Genomic DNA, 16,996 nt, shown 5'->3' with positions numbered 1-16,996 from the left:
GAAGGAGATCATAAATCAATGAATGATTCCGTAATCCGGATTGATAAGCTGAATTTGTATTATGAGAAATTTCATGCGCTCAAAAATATAAACCTGGATATTCCTGAAAAAACGGTAACAGCCTTCATCGGTCCATCCGGCTGTGGCAAATCAACTTTACTTCGTACGCTAAACCGGATGAATGATATGATACCGGGAACGCGTATTGAAGGCACCGTGAGTATCGCAGGTCAGGATATATATGGCGATACGATGGAGGTAGAGAACCTGCGCAAGCAGGTAGGGATGGTTTTTCAACAGCCCAACCCGTTTCCCAAATCCATTTATGATAACGTGGCCTATGGACCGCGTCTGCATGGAATCCGGCAAAAGGAAAAGCTGGACGAACTGGTCGAGCAAAGCTTGCGGCAGGCTGCACTCTGGGAAGAAGTCAAGGATTTTCTGAAGCGTTCAGCCCTGAGCTTGTCCGGTGGACAACAGCAGCGACTGTGTATTGCCAGAGCGCTTGCTGTACAGCCGGATATTTTGCTTATGGATGAGGCGACATCTGCGCTGGACCCGATCTCCACGATCAAGATTGAAGAGCTGGTTCAAGAACTGCGGGACAGGTATACCATCGTCATGGTGACGCATAACATGCATCAGGCGGCGCGTGTGTCCGGTCGAACTGCGTTCTTTTTGAATGGTATCGTGGTGGAGGCGGCGGATACAGAGGCGATGTTTTCCACGCCACAGGATTCCCGCACAGAAGATTATATTTCCGGGCGATTTGGCTAAAGCCAACCAGATGATTATGCCAGAAGGGGTGACTTCGAAATGATACGTAGAAAAGGTTTTGATGAGGGATTAGATGAGCTGAGAGCCGTACTGCGCGAAATGGGTGCACATGTTTCGAAGGCGCTTGATCAGGCTGTTGAATGCTTGCAGACCAAAAATACAGAATTGGCTCAGCAGGTGGTCAAAAATGATGCATCCCTGAACGCGCTGGAAGAGAACATTCTCGATATGGGTTCCAAGCTCATCATTACCCAGCAGCCGGTAGCCAAGGATTTACGCCGGATTATTGTTGCTTTTAAAATTTCCAGTGATTTGGAACGGATGGGCGATTTGGCACTTGATATTGCCAAGGTCACTCTGCGCCTGGAAGGGCAGCAGATGATAAAGCCGTTGGTAGATATTCCACATATGGCTTCCATTGTTAAAGAAATGATTGACGATGCTATACAATCGTATTTGGATGAAAATACGGATCTGGCCTATAAAATGGCCAAAGAGGATGACCGTGTGGATTCCATGTACAGCAACATGATCAGCGATTTGTATGCCTTTATGGTAGAAAAACCGGCAGAGGCTTCACAAGCCATGCTGCAACTGCTCGTAGGGCGATATATTGAGCGGATTGGTGACCATGCTACGAATATCGGTGAAAGCACTGTATATCTCGTGACAGGGGAGCGACCAGATTTGAACCAGTAAAGCTATCGGGTATATAGCGGTTGTTTCTGACCCAGACTTGTCTTTGAGCAAAGGCGAATTTGGTTAGGAAACAGCCGTTTTTTTCTGAAAAAGGGGGCTTGTATGTTAAGATAGAAGAGGAATGCGTAAAACGTATGAACGTTTCAAATGTATTGATGAACTTGCGAGGTGCAAAATGGATAAACTCATGCTTATAGATGGTAACAGTATTATTTACCGGGCGTTTTTTGCAATGCCGCCATTAACGAATTCGAGCGGACAGCAGACGAACGCGGTGTACGGATTTACAACGATGTTATTGCGGCTTCTGGAGGAGCACAAACCGACACATATCCTGGTTGCCTTTGATGCCGGGAAAATAACTTTTCGCCATAAAGGATACGAGAATTACAAGGGTGGACGGGAAAAAACACCGCCGGAGCTGTCCCAGCAATTTCCTCTGCTCAAAGAGCTGTTGACCGCCTTCGGCATTGCCCAGTTCGAACTGGATGGCTTTGAAGCAGACGATATTATAGGCACACTGTCCAAAACAGCGGACGAAGCGGGTGTTCATGTGCTCGTCGTGACCGGGGATAAGGATATGCTCCAGTTGGCTTCGGAGCATGTTACTGTCGGTTTGACCCGCAAAGGGGTTACTGAGGTGGAGACGTATGGACCTGAACAGATTCAGGAACGCTACGGCTTGAAGCCGCTGCAAATTATCGACCTCAAGGGTCTGATGGGCGATACGTCAGACAATATCCCTGGAATTCCGGGTGTAGGGGAAAAAACAGCGCTCAAGTTGCTGCACCAATATGGATCAGTCGAAGAGGTACTGGCGCATACGGATGAGCTGAAAGGCAAAATGAAAGAGCGCGTTGAAACGCATGCAGACGATGCGCGAATGAGCAAGGAATTAGCGACCATTTATCGAGATGTAACGCTGGACAAGCAGCTGGAAGATGTCGTCTTCAGCGGACTGAAGGCAGAAACGGCCGGACCTGCGCTGGCGAAGCTGGAATTCAAGTCCTTGCTGGAACGCTTATCCCTTTCGGGCGAGGTTGGCAGTGCGGGGGTAGATGTAGAGGAAGCCGTAGCTGACGTGACCGTGCTGGATGAGCGGCGGATGAACGAATTGATAGAAGTACTGGATCATGTGGATCTGCTGCATGTTGAGACGCATGGTGACAATCCGCATCATGCTGAAATCGTAGGTCTGATATTTGCCGCAGCGGGACGGCAGTTTTTTATGACACTGGACGTACTGCAAAGTGATGCAGCAGCGCCTATTCGCGAATGGCTTGCTGACGCTGAACGCAAAAAACGCGGTCATGATCTGCATCGTACGGATTTGGCTCTGCACTGGCACGGAATTGAGTTTGCCGGAGCCGAATTTGATGTGCAGCTGGCCGGATACTTGCTGGACCCGACCGATGCGAACCAGACGCTCAGCGGATTGGCAGCCAAATACGGTCTGTCCTCCATTCGTCCAGACGACGAAGTGTTCGGTAAAGGCGCTAAATACAAAGTTCCTGACGTGGATGTACTGTCCGACCATGTAGCCCGTAAGGCGGCAGTGATCGAAGCGTTGGTGCCCGTGCAGCAGACAGAGCTGGAAAAAACAGAAATGCACAAGCTGTTCCATGAGCTGGAGATGCCGCTGTCTCGCATTTTGGCAGATATGGAAAAGCAGGGGGTTATGGTGAACGTAGAGGAACTGCGCGCTTTGGGTAAAGAATTTGAAGCCCAGATTGCAACGCTGGTGAGTGAGATTTATAGCATTGCCGGTGTAGAGTTCAATCTGAATTCGCCCAAGCAGTTGGGTGAGATTTTGTTTGATAAACTGGGCTTGCCTGTTATTAAAAAGACGAAAACCGGTTACTCGACTGATGCGGAGGTGCTGGAAAAGCTGGCCCCTTACCATGATATTGTGCAAAACATTTTGCAGTACCGCACAATTGCGAAACTCCAATCGACGTATGTCGAAGGATTGCTTAAGGAAATTTCGGAGAAAACCGGTAAAGTGCATACGTATTTCCGGCAGACGGTTGCAGCAACCGGACGCTTGAGCAGTCAATTTCCGAATTTGCAAAACATTCCGATTCGTCTCGAAGAAGGGCGCAAACTTCGCAAAGTATTTGTGCCGTCAGAGCCGGGCTGGTCTATTTTGGCGGCAGACTACTCACAGATTGAGCTGCGGGTGCTGGCTGATATTTCGGATGATGAGCGTTTGAAGGAAGCCTTTGTCCACGATATGGACATCCATACCAAAACTGCATCCGATGTGTTCGGTGTTCCGGCGGAAGATGTGGACTCGAATATGCGGCGTTCTGCCAAGGCGGTCAACTTTGGGATAGTTTACGGGATCAGCGACTACGGCCTGTCGCAAAATCTGAATATTACACGCAAGGAAGCGGCTCGCTTTATTGACCAGTATTTTGATGTGTTCCAGGGCGTTCGCCGTTATATGGATGATATTGTAAAGGATGCGAAGCGGGACGGTTACGTAAAAACGCTGCTGGAGCGCAGACGCTATTTGCCGGAAATTAACGCTAGCAATTTCAACCTGCGTTCGTTCGCGGAGCGTACAGCGATGAATACGCCGATTCAGGGTACAGCCGCCGATATTATCAAACTCGCGATGGTGCAGATGGACGCAGCGCTTCGAGAACGCGGTCTTCGCAGCCGTATGCTGCTTCAAGTGCATGATGAGCTTGTGTTCGAGGTCCCGCCTGAAGAAATAGAGACGATGAAAGAGCTTGTCCCGGCTACAATGGAGGCTGCATTGAAGCTGTCTGTGCCACTTAAAGCAGAAGTAAGCTACGGTTCCAATTGGTATGAAGCGAAGTAAGATTTTTCAATGAGTAGATAGTCCCATTTTGACGCTACTTCCGCTATAATATAGGGTGAGGTGAAGATATCATGCCGGAATTACCGGAAGTAGAAACCATTAAACGAACACTTAACGAGCTTATCGTTGATAAACATATAGATCATGTGACCGTAAATTTGCCGCGCATCATTCAACGTCCCGATGATATCCATGCTTTTGCGATGGAATTGGCCGGTCACCGGATTACGGGCGTGGAGAGACGCGGGAAGTTTCTGCGGATTTTGCTGGACGGGCTGGTGCTTGTCTCCCATCTTAGAATGGAAGGACGATATGGATTGTATTCGCAGCATGATCCTGTGGAAAAGCATACCCATGTCATCTTTCATTTTAAAGATGGTACGGAGCTGCGCTATCAGGATGTGCGCCAGTTTGGTACGATGCACTTATTTCCGGCAGGACAGGATTTGCTGGAAAAGCCGCTGAACAAGCTCGGCTTGGAGCCGATGGACGAGTCCTTTACACCGGAAATGCTACGTGCCGCTGTCGGAACTCGTTCGACTTCGATCAAGGCCGCGCTGTTAAATCAGTCATATGTTGTAGGTATCGGGAATATTTATGTAGATGAATCGTTGTTTAAGGCGGGCATTCATCCGGCACAGCCGGCAAAAAGCCTGACGGATAGTCAATTTCATGTTCTGCATGAAGCTATTGTCTCCACGCTGGGCGCGTCGATTCAGGTTGGAGGCTCATCCATCAAATCGTTCGTTAATGGACAGGGTAAAACGGGCGACTTTCAGCATCAGCTGCAAATTTACGGACGTAATGCAAAGCCTTGTGTAAACTGTGGTACATTGATCGAAAAATCTGTCGTGGCCGGACGTGGCACGCATCATTGTCCGGTCTGCCAGCCTCTGCGTTAAGCAGGCATAGTCACCCCAAGCCCATCCCTCTCATATATTGTACCAAGTACCAATACTGCGAAGGGCTTCGGCTGTTGTAAGGCCCTTCCTTCGCAATGGGAGGGAATTGGAGTGCCTAATCATTGGGGAGCCCTGCTGTTACTGGCATTTGCACTAAGTTTGGACAGTTTCGGAGTCGGTGTTACATATGGTCTGCGCAAGATGAAAATTCCACTGTTGTCGATTGCCATCATTTCTGTATGTTCAGGTCTGGTGATCGGTTTGTCGATGCAGCTCGGCGCATTACTATCCCGTGTCCTGTCTCCTGTATATACGACTGTTCTCGGTGCTGTTATTTTAATCTGTATCGGCTGCTATTCTTTGCTTCAAGCCCTGCATCGCAAAGGAGATTTGACGGACGATCCTGTGAGCGGATCTGTTCTGAACCAGAAAAAGAATGCAGAGGGTACAGAAACAGCCGAAGCTCCTTTGGAAGCTTTAGAGATACAGCAGGAACAAACCGTATTTTCTCTGGAGTTCCGCAAATGGGGCCTTGTTATTCGTATTCTTCGAAGTCCGTCTGCTGCAGATACGGACCGTTCCGGCAGTATATCTGCAATGGAAGCGGTTTGGCTGGGTATCGCCCTATCGGTCGATGCGTTTGGAGCAGGTTTAGGCGCAGCCATGCTTGGTTTCCACCCCTTATCTACCGCACTGGCAATTACGTTATTCAGCGGGACGTTTTTGATCGTAGGGATGAAGGCAGGCTTCTTCCTGTCGGCATTCCGATTTATGAAGGCGCTGGGTGTGTTACCCGCATTATTACTGATTATGATGGGCATATTGAAGCTGTTATGAGGTGAAAGAGCATGAATATCGGATTAACCGGGGGGATTGCTACCGGAAAAAGCACCGTGTCGGCTCTTTTGGTCGCCAAGGGTGCGCTGCTGATCGACGCAGATGCCATTGCCCGGGAAGTCATGCTTCCGGGGCATCCGGTGCTGGCGGCGGTCATACATCATTTTGGACAAGCTGTTATGAACAGCGACGGAACTCTGCATCGCAAAAAGCTGGGCGAGATTGTATTTGCAGACCCTGTCCAGCGACAGGCGCTTAATAATATTACTCATCCCGCCATACGTGAGGAGATGCGTCTACGCATGGAAGCTTACGAACGTGAGCAGCCGGACAAGCTTGTTTTGGCGGATATCCCGTTATTGTACGAGTCCGGGCTGGAGAGCTTGTACGAGGAAATTATGGTTGTGTATGTACCGCGTGAAGTTCAGCTCCAGCGTCTGATGCTTAGAGATGGACTGACAGAGGAACAAGCCGGACTTCGATTGTCTGCGCAAATGGATATCGAACAAAAAAGAAGTATGGCTGATATCGTCATTGACAACAGTGGAACACAGGCTGAAACAGAACGACAAATTGATCAATTTTGGCAGCGAAAGGGACTTGCATGAACATACTGCGTAAAAAAAGAGTCCTGCTCACTTTATTTGTCGGTTTTGTTTTGATTCTGTTTTTTAGCTCCAATTGGATGTCGTGGTTTTATCCGATTCAGTACAAGGATGAAATTCGGCAATATTCGCAGACGTACAAAGTAGACCCTTTCTTGGTGGCATCTATTATCCGTGTGGAAACGAACTTCAAAACCAGTAAACAGTCAAACAAAGGCGCATTGGGGCTCATGCAGATTATGCCTGATACCGCCAATTGGATTATGGACAGTGCTCAGGTTCAGAAGGTGCCGCTCGACAACGTGAAGCACGAGCCGGGGACCAACATTGAGTTGGGAACCTGGTATTTGCATAACCTGTCTACTAAATTTCAAGATAATCCGGTAGCGGTCGTAGCTGCTTACAATGCAGGACCAGGTAAAGTTCAGGAGTGGCTGAACAAGGGAGTGTGGGACGGAAAGGAAGAGTCCATTAAACAAATTCCTTTTGGCGAGACACGGCATTATGTGCAGCGAGTCATTTACTATTACAGGCAATATACCAAAATATATAATGAGTTTTGAGTGACAAGTGAATGACAATATGGGCCTTTTGCCTTTAAAATGAAAAAAGCGCAGGACAGGCTGCATTTGAGCAGCCTATCCGTACACTTTTTTTGTAACATCTAAGTTGATACCGAGATTATTGGTATTGACCTGCCAATTGTTGTTCGGCGATCGTTACGAGGCGTTTTGTGATGTAGCCCCCGATCGAACCGTTCTCATAGGAAGTCATGTTACCTTGGTATCCATCTTGAGGAATGCTGATACCCAGCTCTTGAGCGATTTCATATTTCATTTGCTCCAGAGCGCCGGAGGCTTTATTGACTACCAGGTTGTTGGAGTTGCCATTGTTTCCTTGTGCCATTTGTTGTTCACCTCCTCGCGATGTGGTAAACATATTATGATCTGTTTCGACAAAATTATTACTGTAAAGTAACGGGAATTTACTGGAAAAAGGAAGTGATGATATTATGAAATGTCCGTATTGTGCTTACAATGGGACGAAAGTGTTGGATTCGCGGCCTGCGAATGATAACAAGTCCATTCGCCGCCGTCGTGAATGTGAGCAGTGTGCCAGGCGTTTTACCACCTTTGAAATGGTGGAGGAGACCCCTCTTATGGTTATCAAAAAGGATGGAAGCCGCGAAGAGTTCAGTCGCGATAAAATGCTGCGTGGTCTTATCCGTGCCTGTGAGAAGCGTCCTGTATCCGTCGAGCAACTGGATATGATTGTATCTCAGGTGGAAAATGCCATCCGCAATACAGCCGCCACCGAGGTGGATAGCCAGCAGATCGGTGAGCTGGTCATGGAGCAGCTTTACCCGGTAGATGAAGTCGCTTACGTACGCTTTGCATCCGTCTATCGGCAGTTCAAAGACATCAACATGTTTATGAAGGAACTGAAAACACTGTTATCCAAAGATACAGCCAGCGACTGATCGCTGACTGTATCTTGGATAATGGTGGGGAGATGATTATAATTTTTTTATAAAAGTATTGACAAAGGGTACAATATTTTATATGATATAGAAGTCGCTTGAAACGTTTTTTAAATACAAATAATGGGGCCTTAGCTCAGCTGGGAGAGCGCATCGCTGGCAGCGATGAGGTCAGGGGTTCGATCCCCCTAGGCTCCACCAAATTTTGATTATGGACTCTTAGCTCAGTTGGTAGAGCAGTTGACTCTTAATCAATTGGTCCAGGGTTCGAGTCCCTGAGAGTCCATCCTTGAGAAAAACGGCAGAAATGCCGTTTTTTTTGACATTATAGAATTTATAAATTTTCGGGGTGGGAGCAGGACTACCACTCTGTTTTTGTTTTTGGTAAGGTAGAGGTATCAGGTGGGAGGACAGGCCATGAACAAAAAAGAACAGGTCATAATGGGTTTCAGGGACTTATTCAACAAGATGGTTTGGCTTAATAAGTCTAAGATGGAAGACAGTCTTAAGGGTTATAAGCCTTCTGAAGTACATTGCATCGAATACATTGAAAGAAATGTAGATTCCAACGTGACAAAACTTGCGGAGTCCCTTTATATGACTAGCGGTGCCATAAGTAAAATAACTAAAAAGCTCATAAAAAAAGGCATTATCGAAAGCTACCAGAAGCCGGATAACAAGAAAGAAATCTATTTTAGGCTTACTGAGCAAGGGAAAGTAATTTATAAAATCCATGAGGAACTGCACAAAGAGTTTCAAGAGCGTGATAAAGCCGTATTTGAGCAGGTAACCGAGGAACAATTTAACAGTATGCTTAGCTTCATAGAAAAGTATAGTAGGCATTTGGATGCAGAAATAAAGAAACAGGGTATAGATATGAAGTCGGAATAAATTTGAATAATGAAAATCAAACCACAGGCAGCCGGGCTCTATTGAGAACAGGCTGCATTTTTATTGCTATTATTTTGTTGCCAAGGAAGCAAAATCATGATACGATAATTTTGCTTCCGAGGAAACGAAATCATAACTTTTGAGGGGAGAATTTAAGTGCTCAAATTTAGATCACACAATGAACAGAACACAGAACAAGCCGTAGATAAAAAGGCTTTAATATTCGGTCTTATGTCTGTGTTTCTTTGCGGAATAGGCTTCAGTATCATAACACCTGTCGTCCCATTCTTGGTGCAGCCTTATATAAGCAATCCGGGAGATCAAGCTATAGTTGTTACGCTGCTGACCTCTGTTTATGCAGTCTGCGTGTTTTTTGCGGCCCCCGGACTTGGAGCTTTGAGCGACAGATATGGCCGTCGTCCATTACTCTTAGTATGCCTTTTGGGTGCCGCAATCGGGTACTTCGTTTTTGGCATGGGAGGAGCTCTATGGGTACTATTTGCTGGGCGCATAATAGAAGGTATAGCAGGCGGGAGCATAAGCACTCTCTTCGCATATTTTGCAGACATCACTCCTAGAGAACAGCGTACCAAATACTTTGGGTGGGTGAGTGCGGTTGCAGGTGTAGGCTCCGCCATTGGCCCAGCTCTAGGCGGGTTGATTGCCAAGTTTGGTTATTCTGCACCTATGTATTTTGGTGCAATAATAACTTTATTAAATGTTGTTTATGGATTCTTTTTTATGCCTGAGAGTCTTGACAAGAATAATAGACTGAAAAAGATTACCTTTGTAAGACTGAATCCATTCATACAGCTTGTAAGCGTACTTTCCATGAAAAACTTAAAAAGGCTACTTGTCTCAGCGTTCTTACTTTGGATACCGGGCGGATCTCTACAGGCAGTTTTTTCACAATTTACAATAGATACTTTCAATTGGGCGCCCGCACTAATCGGACTTATGTTTTCAATTATGGGCGTCCAAGACATCATTTCACAAGGTTTCATAATGCCAAAGCTTTTGATGAAACTCAGTGATGCACAGATAGCAATTCTTGGAATGGTTTCGGAGATTATAGGTTACAGTCTTATTGCGCTATCTGCTTTGTTCTCATTCTATCCTCTTATTATCGCTGGAATGTTTATATTTGGTTTTGGTGATTCGATCTTTGGGCCTTCATTCAATGGGATGCTCTCCAAGTCTGTCGATTCTAGTGAACAAGGAAGGATTCAAGGAGGTAGCCAATCTATTCAGGCTTTAGCAAGAATAATTGGGCCTATCATTGGAGGTCAAATCTATGTATCACTTGGTCATGCCGCACCCGCTTCTATGGGTATGATCCTTATAGCAGCGGCAATACCTGTTTTGTATAAGGGTACGCATGTAAATAAGTAAATACTTACTTTAATTTTCATTCGAGATAATTTGATATTATTCAAGCCCGGTTGAGTTTATTTCAGCCGGGCTTTTTTGTCGTTGATTAAGTATGGGATTTATTTCACATTGTATATGGCGGCAAAGCCTGCATTGCAGAACGATGTGAATTGCGTCATAGGGCATCTATCGTAATTTAGTGTAATTTAAGATAAATAAGATGAACCAATTCATCCTAAAATACTGCAAAAAACAAAATTGTTTTAAAAGTCTGGAGTGTTGAAAAGTGATTAGAAAAGCAAGTATTATGCATGTTTTTCCTGATTATTATGAAGAGTACAAGCGCCGCCATGACAAACTTTGGCCGGAAATGGCTGAAGTACTAAAAAGGCACGGTGCACACAACTATTCCATATTTCTTGATGAAGAAACAGGGAGCTTATTTGCTTTCTTGGAAATTGAAGATGAAGAAAAATGGGAACAAATTGCTCAAACTGATATTTGCCAAAAATGGTGGGCTTATATGGAGCCTTTAATGGAGACAAATCCTGATAACAGTCCTGTGTCAAGAAATTTAAAGGAAGTATTTTATTTGGAATAATAAATATGAAGAAGATATGGTTTTACTTTGCGAATATTTATATCAATTCAAAGCTAAACGTAAAGCTTTTCTTAACGATTACATTGATTATGATGACAACGCTAGTATTTGTATTAGGAGGTCTTCAATATGCTTTTTCCCTCTATGATGAGCAAATCTATGCAAAATCCTCACAAGTGCTGATGATGTCATCCAGCAACGTAGAAGAGAAGCTTGAAAGAATAGAAGAAGTCAGTTATAACATAGCAGTAGACCCGTATATTCAAAAAATTTTATTAGATCTTCAAGGAAATGTAAAAGGCTATGATTTCTATCGTCTTGAACAGAAAATTGGAGATGAATTGGAGAAATATGTGGATCCGGCAAATTACGTTCATTCCATTTATCTGTACGATTCAGCAGGAAGGGAGTTTTTAGCCGGGGATAGCAGCAAACCAATAAAGAAAAAAGATAAGGATCTTGCTCTTGGTCAGGCGGATAAGGATGAGGGTAAAAACCATTGGATGGAGCTGGAAGGGAGTAATGGGGATTTAATTTCTGTTCGCCTTATCCAGTCTTATGAGAACTTGAACTTTGAAACCATCGGCAAGCTGCTTATTCGTGTTAATTTAGACAAGATTGTAAGCGGTTTACCAAAACCTCATGGAGAAATAGCAGGAAATATTGTGATTACAAAAGAGGATGAGGTTTTTTATTCGGAAAAAGGAATAGATGATTTAAAAGAATATCATTTCAATGCAAAAAATGATCAGGGTTACAGTATTGAATATATTAATGGGGAAAGAAGCTTTGTCAGCCATATTACAACCGGTTTTAAAGACTGGACATACTGGAGCATCATTCCATTTAACATGATGTTTTCCAAGATTACTGCTGCGAAATATACCTTGGTGCTGGTTTTTATGTTAATGTTTGTTTTTCTTATTTCCCTTGGTTTTAAATTTTTAAGAAAATTTACGAATCCCATTCAGGAATTAGCATCTACCATGCAGGAAGTCCAAAAGGGGAACTTTCACGCCGTAAATTTATTAAATCCCTCTATGATTCATGAGGACGAGGTAGGGATTCTTTATCGGAATTTTATAACCATGATCCAAAGAATTGATGAGTTGATCCAGGAAAACTTTTCGAAGCAGCTGCTGATCAAGGAAACTGAATTTAAAGCACTGCAGGCTCAGATAAACCCGCACTTTTTATACAATACACTGGAGTCCGTTAATTGGTTGGCTAAAACCAATAAACAGAAGCAAATTTCAAGCATGGTGGAAGCCCTTGGTCATCTCATGAGATACTCCACAAATTTCAACCGGGATATTATTACACTTGAAGAAGAACTTGACATTTTAAATAGCTATTTAACCATCCAAAAATTCCGGTTTGACGACCGGATTGATTTTCAAATGGACTTCCCCTACCATGTTGCAGAATATAAGATTCCAAAATTAATATTGCAGCCGCTTCTGGAGAATTCGTTCAAGCATGCAGTTGAGCCTTCCGTCTATTTGTCAGTTATTAAATTGCATGTTTATCAGGAAGAGGACAAGCTCTTTATTCGGATCGAAGATAATGGGCCTGGCATAGATCCCTTAATCCTTCAAAAAGTAAAAGAAGGCAAAGTAAATCCTAAAGGTACTGGAATAGGATTGAATAATATCGATGATCGGATCAAGCTTTATGCTGGCGAACAGTATGGTTTAAGAATTGAAAATCTTTCGGGAAAAGGGACCGCAATTACGGTAGTTTTACCTGTTCAAACGGGGTGATAGAATGTCATATAAAGTGTTATTGGTAGATGACGAAAGGATTATTGTCGAAGGTATTTCCAGTGTGGTCGATTGGGCAGCATTGGATACGGAACTTGTAGCAACGGCGAGAAACGGGATCGATGCGTATGAGAAAATTGTTGAACTACAACCTGATATTGTGATCAGTGATATCAAAATGCCTGGTATGGACGGACTTAGTCTGGTTTCAAAGGCACATAAGAAATATCCTTCTATAAAATTTATCCTACTGTCCGGATACGGTGAGTTTGAATACGCGAGAACCGCCATGCACTATGATGTTAAAAATTATTTGTTAAAGCCATGCAATGAGGATAAAATCACAGCTGCACTTAACGATACCGTTAATGAACTAAACGAAAAAAAGGTTCAGGAAACCTTTATTAGCGAGCTTCAGGAAAAATATCAAAATGCTCAGCCCTATATCAAATCACATCTGTTAACCGAATTCTTAACTAGTAAAAGCTACTTGGACAATGATTTATCATTCTATGAGCAGCTTTTTGATTTTGATATAAATAATCAGCAGGTAAGAATCGTTCTTTTTATGATGGAAGGTTATTCTTCTTATGAGCATTTGTTTGCCATCAAAAATATTGGAGCTGAGATCCTTGACTCTGTCTTGGTAACTACCAATATTGGTGAATATGCACTGTTCCTGATCAAGGATGATCATGACTTGGAAAAATTACATCAAAAAATAAAACAAATAAGAGAGACCATTTATCAATATTTCAAAAGAGATACCACGGTTGCCATAAGTGAAGGAAACTATTTCCGAAACGCCAGGAATTTGTACCGTGAGGCCATGGAGTGTTTGGAACATCGTTTTTATTTGGGGGAAGGAAGCATCATAACGAGAAAAGATATTTTACCGGCAAATACAGCCGTCCCCCATGATTTTATGATCGATGAGCAGCAACTTGTTCTAAAAATCAAATCCGGGCATGTCCAGGATGTATGCAACGGAATTACCAGTATTTTTAAAAAAATGACGGATTTACGGTTGGGGATTGACTTGACAAAATCCTATTGTATACAGCTCTATATGGCAATTGTACAGACGGTAGATACAGATCGCATGCAAGATTACCTCATGGGAACATCTGCACTGTTAGAGATGGAAACGGTCCAGCAGATGAAAGATTATATCGAAGCAACAGCCAGAAAAATGACCAATGAGTACTATAATCGTTTCAAGTCAAAACAGTCTTCCGTAATTAGCAGAGTAATGGAAATTTTAGTCGAGAATCTAGGTAATCCTGATTTATCACTAAAAATGGTGGCTAATGACATTCTATATATGAATGCGGATTATCTGGGAAAACTGTTCAAACAGGAAACTGGCCAGAGGTTCTCAACCTGTCTTACTAAATTAAGAATTGAAAAGGCAGTGGAGTACATTTCAACAATGGACGATGTGAAGGTTGGAACGTTGGCCCAAATAATCGGTTTTGGTGACAACCCCCAATACTTTAGTCAGGTTTTTAAAAAATATACTGGTTATACACCATCTGAATACCGGAAAGGTACATGAATCCATAAGCTTACTCGCAAAAGGGAGGTTAAAGCTTGAAAAAGTTTGGCTTGGTATTATTGGCTTTTATAATGCTCTTTTCAGTCGCTGCGTGCGATTTAAACAATAAAGGAAATCATGAAGAAGAAAGTGAAAAAGTGACCCTGCGCGTGGCCTGGTGGGGTGACCAATCCAGACATGAATCTACCTTGAAAGTGATTCAAATGTATGAGAAAGAAAATCCAAATGTAAAAATTGTAGAGGAGTATGCCAACTGGGATGATTATTGGAAGAGGCTTGCTCCAATGGCTGCCGCTAGCCAATTGCCAGATGTGATTCAAATGGATAGAGCCTACCTGTTTCAATATGGTGAAAAAGGCCGACTGGATGATTTAACTCCGTATATAAAAAATGGGACGATTGATATTCGCTCCATTGATGAAAACGCCATTTCCGGTGGAAGGATTGCAGGTAAATTATATGGCTTCACACTTGGATCGAACGTTCTTTCTGTGATTACAAATGATAATCTGTTAAAAGAAGCCGATATTAAAATTGAAGATGAAAGCTGGACTTGGGATGACTTCGAAAAAGCAGCTATCAAAGTCAAAAATGCTACAGACGTGTATGGTACAAATGGAATGTACCCTGCCGATGTATTTTTCCCTTACTATTTAAGAACACAAGGCTCGCGTCTTTATAATGAAAACGGTACAGGCCTTGGCTATACAGACGATCAATTATTTGTTGATTACTTTAAAAGGCAGCTTAGGTTAGTTGATGCAAAAGCATTCCCGACTCCAGACGTTCGAGCACATATAGCAGGAATTAATGATGAATTAATCGTAACAGGAAAGGCAGCAATGAGTTGGAACTGGTCCAATCAATATTCAGGATTTGCTGAATCGGCTAAAGCACCCTTATCCATCAAGCTGCCTCCTGAGTATGCGAACGAAACGGCTTTATTTTTAAGACCAAGTATGTTCTTTTCAATCCCTAAGAGTTCAAAACAAAAAGAACAAGCGGCCAAGTTCATTAATTTCTTTGTAAATAATATGGAAGCCAATAAGTTGATCAAAGGTGATCGAGGTGTCCCGGTATCTTCAAAGGTGATCAAAGGAATCAAGCCAGAATTAACCGAAGTTGAAACCAAAATCTTTGATTATGTTGAAAAAGCGTCTCAAAATGTACGCACCACGGATCCGATTGAACCACTAGGCAACGCGGAAATAATGAAAGCGCTTGATAATTTATCCGAACAGATTTTATTTAAGAAAATGTCGCCGGAAGATGGGGCGAGGTCCTTTAGGAAACAAGCTGAAAGGATTTTAGGCAAAAATAAGTAATCCGAACACCTTCAAGAGAATTCCTCTGTATCGTCAGCTATGGAGATAACCTTGAAGGTGTTTTTGCGTTGCCAATCAGTCCCATTGAAACAAGTATGTTTTTTAAACGTAATCCACTGTTTTTTTTATGGTTTCAAGAAAGCACTTTCAATACAATAACAGTATAAGTGTAAGCGGTGACAAATCAAGAGAAAGAGATCATTATTTGGAGGGATTGCTGTGTTGGAGGTAAAAGCTTTCGAAAAGAAAGAGGTCATTGATCGTATTCATTTATTAATGAATAATCTCACAGAAATCAAAGACCAAAGCGGTGAATTTTTACTTAATTTTGATGGGTTAATTGTGGATGATAAAAGCTGGAATGTTTGGAACTGGCCTCAGGGTGTGGGGTTATATGGGATATATAAATATTGGAAATTGACTAATGACCAAAAAGCTTTGGACATTGTCCATGAATGGTTCAATGCAAGAATCCAAGAGGGCGCACCGCCGAAAAACGTCAATACGATGGCGCCGCTATTAACATTGGCATTTTTATATGAGGATACCGGAAACCAGACATATCTGCCCTATTTGGAGGATTGGGCTGAATGGGTAATGCATGATATGCCTCGTACCAAAGAAGACGGGTTACAGCATATGACCTATGGACCAGAGAATAAAAATCAGCTTTGGGACGATACCTTGATGATGACCGTGCTGCCTTTGGCGAAAATCGGTAAGCTGCTCAACAAACCTGAATACCTGGAAGAAGCCAAAAAGCAGTTTCTAATCCATATCAAATATTTAACGGACAAAAAGACAGGCTTATGGTTCCACGGCTGGACATTCGAAGAAAACCATAATTATGCCGAAGCGCTTTGGGCAAGAGGAAATTGCTGGATTACGATTGCGATTCCCGAGATTATTGAAATATTGGAATTGGAAAAGGGAGATTTTCTCCGTGAATTCCTGATTGATACATTGAACAGACAAATTGAAGCTCTTGCCAACGTTCAGGATGTAAGCGGATTATGGCATACACTCATTAATGATCAAGCCTCTTATTTGGAAGCCTCGGCTTCAGCAGGATTTGCATATGGAATTTTAAAATCCGTGCATAAGCGGTATATCAGCCAGGACTATAAAGAAGTCGCCCACAAGGCTATTCGCGGAATTATCAGTGAGATTAATAAAGAAGGAGCATTGCAAAAGGTATCTGTAGGAACAGGTATGGGAGATACTTTGGAATTTTACAAGGAAATCAGACAGACGACCATGCCTTATGGACAATCGTTAGCTGTGCTTTGCCTATCCGAATATCTTCATACTTATATCTGAGGATTTTGCAAAATCCTGATTTAAATCTCCGGTTGCT

At 43.2% G+C, this 16,996-nt stretch carries 16 protein-coding genes and 2 tRNA genes; 17 read left to right on the top strand and 1 reads right to left on the bottom strand.

What is annotated here, in order from left to right:
- Window positions 1-18 precede the first annotated feature (18 nt).
- From pstB to BAZ21_RS03065, 7 genes are all read left to right on the top strand, one after another.
- Entirely contained in the window at window positions 19-777 is a 759-nt protein-coding gene (gene pstB / locus BAZ21_RS03095) for a phosphate ABC transporter ATP-binding protein PstB (RefSeq protein WP_068496935.1), read from the top strand.
- A 39-nt stretch (window positions 778-816) separates the two neighbouring features.
- A complete protein-coding gene (phoU, locus tag BAZ21_RS03090) occupies window positions 817-1,476 on the top strand; it encodes a phosphate signaling complex protein PhoU (RefSeq protein WP_068496934.1) in 660 nt (219 codons plus the stop codon).
- Window positions 1,477-1,651: 175 nt separating this feature from the next.
- A complete protein-coding gene (polA, locus tag BAZ21_RS03085; protein ID WP_068497083.1) occupies window positions 1,652-4,306 on the top strand; it encodes a DNA polymerase I in 2,655 nt (884 codons plus the stop codon).
- A gap of 71 nt (window positions 4,307-4,377) precedes the next feature.
- Window positions 4,378-5,208, top strand: a complete 831-nt coding sequence (gene mutM / locus BAZ21_RS03080; RefSeq protein ID WP_068496933.1) for a DNA-formamidopyrimidine glycosylase — start codon at window positions 4,378-4,380, stop codon at window positions 5,206-5,208.
- Between the two features lie 111 nt (window positions 5,209-5,319).
- Window positions 5,320-6,045 carry an MntP/YtaF family protein gene (locus tag BAZ21_RS03075; RefSeq protein WP_068496925.1) on the top strand — a complete coding sequence of 242 codons (726 nt, stop codon included), beginning with the start codon at window positions 5,320-5,322 and terminating at the stop codon, window positions 6,043-6,045.
- A gap of 11 nt (window positions 6,046-6,056) precedes the next feature.
- Window positions 6,057-6,653 (top strand): dephospho-CoA kinase, encoded by a 597-nt coding sequence (gene coaE, locus BAZ21_RS03070; RefSeq protein WP_068496924.1) that lies wholly within the window; start codon window positions 6,057-6,059, stop codon window positions 6,651-6,653.
- A complete protein-coding gene (locus BAZ21_RS03065; protein WP_068496923.1) occupies window positions 6,650-7,213 on the top strand; it encodes a lytic transglycosylase domain-containing protein in 564 nt (187 codons plus the stop codon). The genes coaE and BAZ21_RS03065 overlap by 4 nt, the downstream gene beginning before the upstream one ends.
- Before the next feature lie 118 nt (window positions 7,214-7,331).
- Here BAZ21_RS03065 and BAZ21_RS03060 read toward each other — a convergent pair whose 3' ends face one another.
- On the bottom strand, window positions 7,332-7,556 hold the full coding sequence (locus BAZ21_RS03060; RefSeq protein WP_068496921.1) for an alpha/beta-type small acid-soluble spore protein: 225 nt from the start codon (window positions 7,554-7,556) through the stop codon (window positions 7,332-7,334).
- Between the two features lie 106 nt (window positions 7,557-7,662).
- Here BAZ21_RS03060 and nrdR point away from each other — a divergent pair, with 106 nt between their 5' ends.
- The 10 genes from nrdR to bglB all read left to right on the top strand — a co-directional run bounded on the left by nrdR (window position 7,663) and on the right by bglB (window position 16,959).
- On the top strand, window positions 7,663-8,130 hold the full coding sequence (gene nrdR / locus BAZ21_RS03055; RefSeq protein ID WP_013309614.1) for a transcriptional regulator NrdR: 468 nt from the start codon (window positions 7,663-7,665) through the stop codon (window positions 8,128-8,130).
- Window positions 8,131-8,255: 125 nt separating this feature from the next.
- A tRNA-Ala gene (locus tag BAZ21_RS03050) sits at window positions 8,256-8,331 on the top strand.
- Window positions 8,332-8,343: 12 nt separating this feature from the next.
- Window positions 8,344-8,416: transfer RNA gene (locus BAZ21_RS03045), tRNA-Lys, on the top strand.
- 131 nt (window positions 8,417-8,547) lie between these two features.
- Window positions 8,548-9,021, top strand: a complete 474-nt coding sequence (locus BAZ21_RS03040) for a MarR family transcriptional regulator (protein WP_068496919.1) — start codon at window positions 8,548-8,550, stop codon at window positions 9,019-9,021.
- Window positions 9,022-9,177: 156 nt separating this feature from the next.
- The gene (locus BAZ21_RS03035) at window positions 9,178-10,413 is read left to right on the top strand and encodes an MFS transporter (RefSeq protein ID WP_068496917.1); all 1,236 of its coding nucleotides are present in this window, start codon (window positions 9,178-9,180) and stop codon (window positions 10,411-10,413) included.
- Window positions 10,414-10,678: 265 nt separating this feature from the next.
- Window positions 10,679-10,993 carry an L-rhamnose mutarotase gene (rhaM, locus tag BAZ21_RS03030; RefSeq protein ID WP_007429712.1) on the top strand — a complete coding sequence of 105 codons (315 nt, stop codon included), beginning with the start codon at window positions 10,679-10,681 and terminating at the stop codon, window positions 10,991-10,993.
- Window positions 10,994-10,998: 5 nt separating this feature from the next.
- On the top strand, window positions 10,999-12,756 hold the full coding sequence (locus tag BAZ21_RS03025; RefSeq protein WP_068496914.1) for a cache domain-containing sensor histidine kinase: 1,758 nt from the start codon (window positions 10,999-11,001) through the stop codon (window positions 12,754-12,756).
- 4 nt (window positions 12,757-12,760) lie between these two features.
- Window positions 12,761-14,314 (top strand): response regulator transcription factor, encoded by a 1,554-nt coding sequence (locus BAZ21_RS03020; RefSeq protein WP_068496912.1) that lies wholly within the window; start codon window positions 12,761-12,763, stop codon window positions 14,312-14,314.
- A 35-nt stretch (window positions 14,315-14,349) separates the two neighbouring features.
- Window positions 14,350-15,639 carry an ABC transporter substrate-binding protein gene (locus BAZ21_RS03015; protein WP_068496909.1) on the top strand — a complete coding sequence of 430 codons (1,290 nt, stop codon included), beginning with the start codon at window positions 14,350-14,352 and terminating at the stop codon, window positions 15,637-15,639.
- 219 nt (window positions 15,640-15,858) lie between these two features.
- The gene (gene bglB, locus BAZ21_RS03010; RefSeq protein ID WP_141694934.1) at window positions 15,859-16,959 is read left to right on the top strand and encodes a beta-galactosidase BglB; all 1,101 of its coding nucleotides are present in this window, start codon (window positions 15,859-15,861) and stop codon (window positions 16,957-16,959) included.
- Window positions 16,960-16,996 lie beyond the last annotated feature (37 nt).

This window comes from Paenibacillus kribbensis, assembly GCF_001705305.1.
Lineage (GTDB): Bacteria > Bacillota > Bacilli > Paenibacillales > Paenibacillaceae > Paenibacillus > Paenibacillus kribbensis_B.
Note: the sequence above shows the minus strand (reverse complement) of the source record. Positions and strands in the feature narration are given on the sequence as shown.

What these genes read in the sequence shown, in the direction of transcription:
- mutM (WP_068496933.1), top strand. Translation starts at nt 4,378, where the DNA reads ATGCCGGAATTACCGGAAGTAGAAACCATTAAACGAACACTTAACGAG.
- nrdR (WP_013309614.1), top strand. Translation starts at nt 7,663, where the DNA reads ATGAAATGTCCGTATTGTGCTTACAATGGGACGAAAGTGTTGGATTCG.
- polA (WP_068497083.1), top strand. Translation starts at nt 1,652, where the DNA reads ATGGATAAACTCATGCTTATAGATGGTAACAGTATTATTTACCGGGCG.
- BAZ21_RS03065 (WP_068496923.1), top strand. Translation starts at nt 6,650, where the DNA reads ATGAACATACTGCGTAAAAAAAGAGTCCTGCTCACTTTATTTGTCGGT.
- BAZ21_RS03060 (WP_068496921.1), bottom strand. Translation starts at nt 7,556, where the DNA reads ATGGCACAAGGAAACAATGGCAACTCCAACAACCTGGTAGTCAATAAA.
- BAZ21_RS03020 (WP_068496912.1), top strand. Translation starts at nt 12,761, where the DNA reads ATGTCATATAAAGTGTTATTGGTAGATGACGAAAGGATTATTGTCGAA.
- coaE (WP_068496924.1), top strand. Translation starts at nt 6,057, where the DNA reads ATGAATATCGGATTAACCGGGGGGATTGCTACCGGAAAAAGCACCGTG.
- BAZ21_RS03025 (WP_068496914.1), top strand. Translation starts at nt 10,999, where the DNA reads ATGAAGAAGATATGGTTTTACTTTGCGAATATTTATATCAATTCAAAG.
- BAZ21_RS03040 (WP_068496919.1), top strand. Translation starts at nt 8,548, where the DNA reads ATGAACAAAAAAGAACAGGTCATAATGGGTTTCAGGGACTTATTCAAC.
- pstB (WP_068496935.1), top strand. Translation starts at nt 19, where the DNA reads ATGAATGATTCCGTAATCCGGATTGATAAGCTGAATTTGTATTATGAG.
- phoU (WP_068496934.1), top strand. Translation starts at nt 817, where the DNA reads ATGATACGTAGAAAAGGTTTTGATGAGGGATTAGATGAGCTGAGAGCC.